Origin of the sequence: Acidaminococcus sp. AM05-11, assembly GCF_003472805.1 — a bacterium.
Lineage (GTDB): Bacteria > Bacillota > Negativicutes > Acidaminococcales > Acidaminococcaceae > Acidaminococcus > Acidaminococcus hominis.
The window spans coordinates 1-9,182 of record NZ_QRMX01000044.1 but is presented as its reverse complement, the minus strand read 5'-3'; the positions used below and the strand labels follow the sequence as shown (position 1 = coordinate 9,182).

The window sequence follows — 9,182 nt, the reverse complement described above, 5'->3', positions numbered from 1 at the left end:
TGACATATTACCAGAATGCTAAAGGCGAGAGGTTAAATGCTAGTACTGGCAAAGTTGTTGCAGTCACCATAGTGCGTTTGCGCTGCTCTCCTGTCGTATCCTCGCGCCACAGAACCCCGTCTCTTGGAATCTTGGTTGGCGGGGCATCTTGTCGCTCGGACACTACGGAGAGGCAGTCACGTTGCGCAAGAATGGTACGTGTGTATGCACCCCTCCGGGGCGGTGGGGCGTAGAGCACCTTTCGCCACCCCGCGTTCCAAGGAACTGTAGACGACCCACCAGACTTGCGAGGAACGCGGCGTGGCGACTTCCTCATTTGTGATTGCTTCGCAATCACAGGACCGAAATCAATTTTTGCTAATTGATTTCAGTCGGTAATGAGGCAGAAAGCTGAATACAGGAATGCTTTCGTTGCTTGCAAAAGGCTAGTTCTAGAAGAATGGTAGTGCAGGCCCCATCCGAGGCGCTCCGCGCCCCACCTTCCCCGCTTGGACTGCTGTTGTGCGGAGAAGGCAAGCGGCCGGCGGCCGCAGAAAAGCTGGATAAACTTCCTCTGCCGACTACGTCGGTATCTCCTTCACGCTTGAAGGAGACGTTCGTAATCATCACTGGTCAACTTCATATCAGCACTATATTTTAGATTCTACATGACCAGTAGTGGTTTGGAAGCCTACCACAGTGGTTCGCAGCTAGCCAATCAGCTACGCCCATTTTGGGCTTGCTTCTTGGGCTGCTATCACATGGCTCGCATGAACCAAGAGTCTTTTTATAAACTGTAGACTCTTGGATGCGAGCGCAAAGCGTTGTGGTAGGTGTCAGCCAAAGGCTGACGGAGGAAGTTTAACCAAGTATATGCGGCCTTCGGCCGCATGCCTTCCACTTACCAGTGCACTGCTTGGCGTGCACTGGAAAAGGGGAAGGTGGCGGTGGAATCACCGGCGGATGGGGTTCAAAATCAGGTTGCCTAGGCCAGCACTATACCCGTTGAGAACGTCGACCAAAAATCCGGCACAGAGTTTTCTACAGCAAAAAATTGCCGTAGGCAATTTTTCTGTAGTTGGACTACCTAACGGTTCGCACTAGCCCTAAAAGGGGACAGACCTTTCCCCACTTGGGGGAAGCGGCACCGCTGGTGCCGATAGGGGTCTTCCAAGCCCGCTTTGCGGGCCCGGTCACCTCCCATTTCCGCAGACCGCACTAACCAGCCCAAATCTCTCGCCTGTAGGGGAGAGATGTCACCGAAGGTGACAGAGAGTGGATACCCCGAACCAGCACACTTCAGGTTCGCGGACCGCACTAGCCCCTGCTCAATATGGTATAATAGAATGTATCGATATTTTACTGTCAGGAGGGGGCCTATGGACGAAAGTAGTTTATTCGAAGCGCCGGTGGAGGAGCCGTTGGCGGCTCGGCTGCGGCCGCGCAATTTAGACGAGTTTGCGGGGCAGCGGCAGCTCCTGGGTCCGGGGAAGGTGCTGCGGAATTTGATTGAGGCCGACCGGATCACCTCCATGATTTTTTGGGGTCCGCCGGGGGTCGGTAAGACCACGTTGGCCCAGATTATTGCGCAGCACACGCATTCTACGTTTATCAATTTTTCTGCGGTGACCAGTGGGATCAAGGAGATCCGCACGGTGATGCAGCGGGCGGACGATAATCGGCGCTACGGGAGCCGGACGATTGTATTTGTGGACGAGATTCACCGGTTCAACCGGGCGCAGCAGGATGCGTTCCTGCCGTTTGTGGAGAAGGGGGCCATTATTCTTATCGGCGCCACCACGGAAAATCCTTCGTTTGAGGTGAACGGGGCTCTGCTGAGCCGGTGCAAGGTGTTTGTGCTGAAGGCGCTCTCTACGGAGGAGATTCTCCAGGTGCTGAACCGGGCGCTGACGGACCCTCGGGGGCTGAAAAATGACCATGTGCACATTGCGCCTGAGGACCTGGAGCTGATTGCCCGCTTTAGCAACGGGGATGCCCGGTCGGCGCTGTCGACTCTCGAAATGGTGGCGCTTAACGGGGAGAAGCGGGAGGACGGGCTGTACATTACCCGGGACATCATTGAGCAATGTACGTCCAAGAAGTCCCTGCTCTACGACAAGCACGGGGAGGAGCACTACAATCTGATTTCGGCCCTGCACAAGTCCATGCGCAATTCGGACCCGGACGCGGCGGTCTACTGGCTGGCCCGGATGCTGGAGGCGGGGGAGGACCCGCTCTACATTGCCCGGCGGGTGGTGCGGTTTGCCAGCGAGGATGTGGGGCTGGCGGATTCCCGGGGGCTGGAGGTGGCGGTGGCTGCCTACCAGGCCTGTCATTTTATCGGGATGCCGGAGTGCAGTGTGAATCTGACCCATGCGGTGATCTACCTGTCCATGGCGCCCAAGTCCAATGCCATGGAGCTGGCCTATATGGAAGCCAAGGCGGATGCGGTGAATTCCCTGGCGGAACCGGTGCCTTTGGTGATCCGGAATGCGCCAACAAAGCTGATGGCGGACCTGCACTACGGGGAGGGCTACCAGTACGCCCACGATACCAAGGAGAAGGTGGCGGCCATGCAGTGCCTGCCGGATTCTCTGAAGGACAAGACCTACTACCATCCTACGGAACAGGGGCTGGAAGCCCGGTACAAGGAGCGGCTGCGGCAAATCCGGGACTGGAAGAAGGCCCATGAGAAGTAAGCTAACAAATTGGACGCAATTTTGACAAAGAATCGTAAGAACTTTTCCCTATGATAGAGAGGTTAAAGGAGAAAATATTATGATATTGGGCATTGGTGTAGATATATTGGAAGTGGGCCGGATGGAACGGGCCCTGAAACAGAAGGATTTCCGGGAGCAGGTGTTCACTCCGGGAGAGATTGCCTATTGCGAGCGCAAGGGCGCCCACAGCAGTGAATCCTATGCGGCCCGGTTTGCGGCCAAGGAGGCGGTGGGCAAGGCCCTGGGCACCGGGGTGCACCGGAGCCAGCTGCTGGAGATTGAAGTGCTTACGGACGCAAGCGGCCAGCCTTCTCTGCATTTTACCGGGGACATCGCCCGGCTGGCAGGGGAGAAAAAGCTGGGCAGGGCTTTTGTGTCTCTCAGCCATACGGCGGGGAACGCCATTGCCCAGGTGATTTTGGAGGCGGCGCAATGAAACTGATTAAAGGCAGTGTGATGAAAAGCGTGGACGCCCGGGCCATCAACGAAATCGGTATGGCCGAGGCAGTGCTGGTGGAAAATGCCGGCCGGGCCGTGTGTGAAGGGGCGCTGGAGCTGCTGGAAGGTGACGCCCGGGACCGGAAAATCACCGTGCTCTCCGGCAAGGGCAACAACGGGGCTGACGGCCTGGCGGCTGCCCGGGACCTGGCGGCAGAAGGGGCCCAGGTCAGCGTGATTCTGGCAGAGCCTCCGGCGGCCTTTGGTCCGGGAGCGGCGCTCCAGCTGCGGATTCTCCAGTATATGCCGGGCTGCACCTTTGTGGAATGGGCGGAAGAACCGGAGCGGGCTCTCAGCCTGTGCCGGGAAAGCGACCTGATTCTGGACGGGCTTTTGGGCACCAGTTTTCACGGGGTGCCCCGGGAACCGTTAAAATCTCTCATTGAAGCGGTGAACGACCTCCATAAGACCGTTCTGGCCATTGACATTCCCAGCGGGGTGGAGGCGGACACCGGTGCCAGCGTGCTGGCCCTCCAGGCGGACGTGACGGTGACCATGATTGCCCCCAAGCACGGGCTGTACCTGTATCCTGGCGCCCGCTATGCCGGGGAGATTTACCTGGCCGGGCTGAACGTGCCTCCCTGCCTGGTGGAAGAAGCCCCGGGGGCGGAGTACCTCTTGGAGCCGGAAATGGTCCGGGACTGGCTGCCCCGGCGCCGGGCAGATGCCCACAAGGGCGTCAACGGCCGGATTGCGGTGCTGGCCGGGAGTCTGGGCTACGCCGGTGCGGCCGAGCTGTGCAGCAAGGCGGTGGTCCGGGCCGGCGGGGGTTTGGTGACCCTCTACACCCGGCAGGAAGTGTTGGAGCCCCTCATTATCAAAAATACGGAAGTGATGGTCCGACCCCAGCCCAGCTTTGACCCCAAGGACCTGCTGCCCTTGCTTGCAAACGCAGACGTGGTGGCGGCGGGCCCCGGCATGGGCAAGGACCCCCGGACTCAGCAGCTGCTGCGGGAACTGCTGCCCCAGCTGGACCAGCCCCTGGTGCTGGACGCGGACGGGCTGAATGCACTGGCCGGGCAGGACGACCTGCTCCGGAGCCTGAAGCGGAAAATCTTTACTCCCCACCCGGGAGAAATGGCCCGGCTGTTGGGCCGGCCCATTGGGGAAATCCTGAAGCACCCTCTGGAATGCGCCCGGGAAGGGGCGGAGAAGTGGCAGGCGGTGGTGGTGCTGAAATGCACCCCCGCTGTGATTGCCCTGCTCACGGGAGAACTTTATATTAATACGACCGGCAATGCCGGCATGGCTACCGGCGGCTGCGGCGACGTGCTGACGGGCACCGTGGCAGCCCTTCTGGGCCAGGGCCTGAACCTGGAGAAAGCGGCCTGCTGCGCGGTGTACGCCCATGGACTGGCCGGCGACCTGGCAGCCGAAGAACGGGGCCAGATTGGCCTCAAGGCCGGGGACCTGCTGGAGCAGCTGCCCCAGGCCATTGCAAAGATTTTGGAAGTGTAATACTTCCCCGATTTGCCAGGACCCGGCGAAACGTGATAAAATGACCGGGTATAAGAGGAGGTACGATTGTGTTCAAAAAGCTATTTTTACTCTGTGCATGCCTGTTGGCCGTTCTCGGTCTGGGCGGTACGGGACAGGCTCTGGCCGCACCCACCATCCAGAACGTGGTGTACGGCGTCAACCCGGACGGACGGCTTCGGATTGTGCTGGATACCAATACTGCCGCCCGGTATAAAACAGAATTTGTGGGCAACGAGCTCCAGGTGACGGTGTACGGCAACCTGAGTTCCTCTGTGCCCAAGGTATATTCCTCCTCCAAGGCCCCCTACGTGAAGCGGGTGACCCTGGAACGGAAAATCAACCGGACTATCGTCCATGTGGCCATGAACCGGAGCCTGACCCGGGACGCGGTGAACGTGTTCCCCCTGAAGGCCGACCGGGTAGCCAAGCGGCCCACCCGGGTGGTGGTGGACGTGATTGCCGGCCCGCCCCAGAAGAAGTTCATTCCCAAGCCCAAGGTGCCCAAGACGGCCATCACCTCGCCCTGGCAGCCTACTCGGCCCAGCGTGGCGGCGGATACGGACTTTGGCAGCACCTACTCGGTAGTAGGGGGCATCAAGGGCAAACGGATTACTTTGGACGCAGGCCACGGCGGTTCTGACCCCGGTACCCACGGGCTCATTACCGGCACCTTTGAAAAAGACGTGACCCTGCCCATTACCAAACGGGTGAAGGAACTGCTGGAGCAGCGGGGCGCCATTGTGTACATGACCCGCACCACCGACGTGGACGTGTACGGACCCGATGCCACCGACCGGCAGGAACTCCAGGCCCGGGTGGATGTGGCCGAAAACAGCCACTCCGATATGTTCATCAGCATCCATATCAACGCCAGTGAGAATACCAGCGTAGGCGGCTATTCCACCTACTACTTCCCCAAGACCAAGTACGATATCCAGGTGGCCCAGGCCATCCAGGACCAGCTGATGAAGACCGCCGATGTGGACGATTTGGGCGTACGGTTCGCCAACTTCTATGTGAACAAGAGAAGCACCATGCCCGGTGCCCTGGTGGAATGCCTGTTCCTGACCAACCGGAAAGAAGAGCAGCTGCTGATTTCCCCGGCTTTCCAGGATAAGGTAGCAGAAGCCATTGCCGATGGGATTACGGACTTCTACAATCAGCACCAGGGAGGTTGATGGTAATGATGGAATGGAAAAAGTTTGGGGTAATATGCGTATTGGGACTGACCCTTATGGCGGCAGCAGGCTGCTCTGACGGCAGCAAGAACGCCACCAGTGCCGGCACGCCGGCCACCCAGCAGGCCCAGACCACCAAACCCCAGGGAGTGGAAAAGACCCTGTACCGCAAACCCAAGGACGGCAGCCAGAAACTGGTGGCCGTGAAAACCACGGTTCAGGGGGATACCGCCCAGCAGCAGCTGGAAACCCTGAAGGAACTGGTAGAAAAACAGCCCGAAGGGGATAAGACCTTCCCCAAGAACCTGAAAGTCAACAAACTCACCGTGAAGGACGGCCTGGCTACTGTGGACCTGAGCAAAGAATTCCTCACCCGCCGCGCCGGAGAATATGACACCACCATGATGATCTACGCACTGGTGAACACCCTCACCGAGTTCCCGGACATCAAGAAAGTCACCTTCACCGTCAACGGCGAGCCCGTGGAAGTACTGGGGCAGATGGATATGACCACGCCTTTTGAACGGAACGAAACCTTCTTGCCGAAAGCGTAGGGAGAAGAAAGAATGTGGGATATGACCCCGGCTGTGCAGCGTGCACAGCCGGGGTTGTTTTATTGTGGGGACTGCGGGGTGTAGTGCACACCGGGCCCTCCGGGCAACTTTGATTTTTGTTTGCGATGTTTGCCTTTCCGTCCCCCTGCGGTAGCCCACCACAAAGCTGGTGCTCTTTTGGAAACTTGGGGAGCAATGCTTTGTGGTTGGGCCACCGCATTTGAACGGTGTACGATTCTGACGTAATCAGCCCCGTGGGTCAAGCCTGTTGCAGTTACCATCGTGCGGTTGCGCTGCCACTCTATCGTGTCCTTACTTTGGGCATGGGCCTCCCAAGTGCCGACACCTTACCAGAAGCGGGACCCGCAAGGGCCTATCAGGACGACGATGAAGACTCCAGGACACTGCGGAGTGACAGTTACGTTGCGCAAGAATGGTACGTGTGTATGCACCCCTCCGGGGCGGCTGGGACGAGGGGACCTTCCGTCACCCTGCGTTCCAATGGACCGCAGCCGACCCACCACACTTGCGAGGAACGCACGGTGACGACTTCCTCGTTGGTGCTTGCTGCGCAATCACAGGGCATCTTTCAAGGAGCTTGAAAGATGCCGCAACGAGGAAGACAAATTGATTCGTCTCTAATTTCGTTGCTCTCAATAGGCTAGTACTTATAATTAGGTCCTGCAGGACCCCATCCGCCGGCGAGTACGCCGGCACCTTCCCCACCTTGGACTGCTGTGGGGTGGAGAAGGCAAGCGGCCTGCGGCCGCAAAAAAGCTGGATAAACTTCCTCAGTCATCCCTACGGGCTGACAGCCCCTCCACGCTTGAAGGGGCCGGTCTTAGGCCACTAATGGTCATCTTCTTATCAGCACTATATTTTGGATTTTACTTGACAAGTGGTGGCCTGGACGCCTACCACAAGCGTGTGGTAGGTGTCAGCCGCTAGGCTGACGAAGAAAGTTTAACCAAGTATTTAGCGTCCTTCGGCCGCAGCGGAGCACTCTCCGTCGCCTCCCGGCGCCACCTGCGCCCGCATGCGCGCGAGGTCAACTTCTCTACAAAATTCGCAATAACAATAGACTTTATACTTCTTATCCACACCCACATTGTGTTCATAAAAACTTAAATTTAGGAACGCAATGTAATGTTTTGTTGACTAATCGCGGTTTTCGCGGCCTCCGGCCGCTACTGCCTTCCGCTTACCTGTTCGCTATGCGAACAGGAGAAGGGGAAGGAATGTTCCGCCCCCAGTGCTAAAGCGGAACAAGGATGGGGTTTAAAACCTACCTTCCCAACTCTTTTGCGCTTGCTGCTCTACAATCCACATCCTCCCCCCCTTATGCTTTTCTCTTTTTAGGTTTTATACTTGTTCAGTTTTCTCAGCGAGGTGAAATTCAAATGATAAAAATTTCTATGAACGGCGGGGTTTCCAAAGCCCAGAATCCGTATGTTCCTATTACGGTAGAGGAATATGCAGCGGAGATTGGGCAGTTTTTGCAGTTGGGCATCAAGCATTTCCACATTCATTTTCGGGACGCTGGGGGTAAGGAATCTCTGGAGCAGGAGGTGGTCCTGCCGCAATTTCTGGCTCTCAAGAAACGTTTTCCCAACTGTCAGATTGGTATCGGGTCCCCGCTGCAAAATGGCATGACTGCTGCAAAGCGGCAAAAGGCCATTGCTGCCTGGACCTGGCGGCCGGACTATATTTCCGTCAATGTGTGTGAAGAGGGGAGCTGCGCTTTAAGCAAAACGCTGCAGCAGCTGCAGGTGCCTATCGAATATGGCATCTTTACCCTGGCAGACGCTGAAGAATTTGTGGCGCGGCAGTACAGTCAATCTGCCTTTCGGGTGCTGATTGAAGTCAGCGGAGAAGCCACCGATGAAGCCACGGTGGAAAAGGCTGCAGCTATTTTAACGTTTTTGCAGAAACGGTATCCGGACCTGGAATATCTCCTGCACGGGGAAGATATCCATACCTGGGCAGTCATCCAATATGCCCGGCAAAAGGGCTATGCCTGGCGCATTGGCTTTGAAGATATTGATTGCTTTGCCAATGGGGAAAAAGCCCATTCCAATATTGAACTGTACAAACATTGCATCAGTGAGGCGTAGGGATTACGACGAAATATCCGGGGATTCCCGGCACCACATCACTTCAGGTTCGCGGACCGCAACAACAGCACGGTGGCGACTTCCTCGTTGGTGATTCGCTATGCTCATCACAGGACATCTTTCAAGGAGCTTGAACGATGCCGCAACGAGGAAGACAGCTTATACGTTTCTGATTCGTTACTCTCGATAGGTGCTTGCAATAACCTTGGTCTTGCTGGCCCCAACCGCCTTCCTGCGTCAGGCACCTTCCCCACCTTGGACTACTGTGGGGTGGAGAAGGCATTCGGCCTGCGGCCGCAAAAAAGCTAGATAAACTTCCTCAGTCATCCCTACGGGCTGACAGCCCCTCCACGCTTGAAGGGGCCGGTCTTAGGCCACTAATGGTCATCTTCTTATCAGCACTATATTTTGGATTTTACTTGACCAGTGGTGGCCTGGACGCCTACCACAGTGGTTCGCAGCTAGCCAATCAGCTACGCCCAGTTTGGGCTTGCTTCTTGGGCTGCTATCACATGGCTCGCATTAACCAAGAGTCTTTTGATAAACTGTAGACTCTTGGATGCGACCGCAAAGCGTTGCTGGTAGGTGTCAGCCATTACCTTCCACGTTTTGGTGTGCTCCCCGTCAAGTAGACAGTTCCTAATAATATAAACCTCTACG

At 57.0% G+C, this 9,182-nt stretch carries 6 protein-coding genes; all 6 read left to right on the top strand.

The features are described 5' to 3' along the window. The first annotated feature begins 1,358 nt into the window (after positions 1 to 1,358). A complete protein-coding gene (locus DW089_RS10800; protein WP_105325915.1) occupies positions 1,359 to 2,678 on the top strand; it encodes a replication-associated recombination protein A in 1,320 nt (439 codons plus the stop codon). Between the two features lie 79 nt (positions 2,679 to 2,757). Then, positions 2,758 to 3,135, top strand: coding sequence for a holo-ACP synthase (gene acpS, locus DW089_RS10795; protein WP_199614908.1), 378 nt, complete (start codon positions 2,758 to 2,760; stop codon positions 3,133 to 3,135). After that, a complete protein-coding gene (locus DW089_RS10790) occupies positions 3,132 to 4,655 on the top strand; it encodes an NAD(P)H-hydrate dehydratase (protein WP_118287269.1) in 1,524 nt (507 codons plus the stop codon). The genes acpS and DW089_RS10790 overlap by 4 nt, the downstream gene beginning before the upstream one ends. Before the next feature lie 68 nt (positions 4,656 to 4,723). Beyond that, on the top strand, positions 4,724 to 5,854 hold the full coding sequence (locus tag DW089_RS10785) for an N-acetylmuramoyl-L-alanine amidase (RefSeq protein ID WP_105325912.1): 1,131 nt from the start codon (positions 4,724 to 4,726) through the stop codon (positions 5,852 to 5,854). Positions 5,855 to 5,859: 5 nt separating this feature from the next. Then, the gene (locus DW089_RS10780) at positions 5,860 to 6,408 is read left to right on the top strand and encodes a GerMN domain-containing protein (RefSeq protein ID WP_158572373.1); all 549 of its coding nucleotides are present in this window, start codon (positions 5,860 to 5,862) and stop codon (positions 6,406 to 6,408) included. 1,400 nt (positions 6,409 to 7,808) lie between these two features. Next, on the top strand, positions 7,809 to 8,522 hold the full coding sequence (locus DW089_RS10775) for a 3-keto-5-aminohexanoate cleavage protein (RefSeq protein ID WP_158572372.1): 714 nt from the start codon (positions 7,809 to 7,811) through the stop codon (positions 8,520 to 8,522). Positions 8,523 to 9,182 lie beyond the last annotated feature (660 nt).

Coding starts and splice junctions, on each gene's coding strand:
- DW089_RS10775 (WP_158572372.1), top strand. CDS start 7,809: ATGATAAAAATTTCTATGAACGGCGGGGTTTCCAAAGCCCAGAATCCG.
- DW089_RS10780 (WP_158572373.1), top strand. CDS start 5,860: ATGATGGAATGGAAAAAGTTTGGGGTAATATGCGTATTGGGACTGACC.
- DW089_RS10800 (WP_105325915.1), top strand. CDS start 1,359: ATGGACGAAAGTAGTTTATTCGAAGCGCCGGTGGAGGAGCCGTTGGCG.
- DW089_RS10790 (WP_118287269.1), top strand. CDS start 3,132: ATGAAACTGATTAAAGGCAGTGTGATGAAAAGCGTGGACGCCCGGGCC.
- acpS (WP_199614908.1), top strand. CDS start 2,758: ATGATATTGGGCATTGGTGTAGATATATTGGAAGTGGGCCGGATGGAA.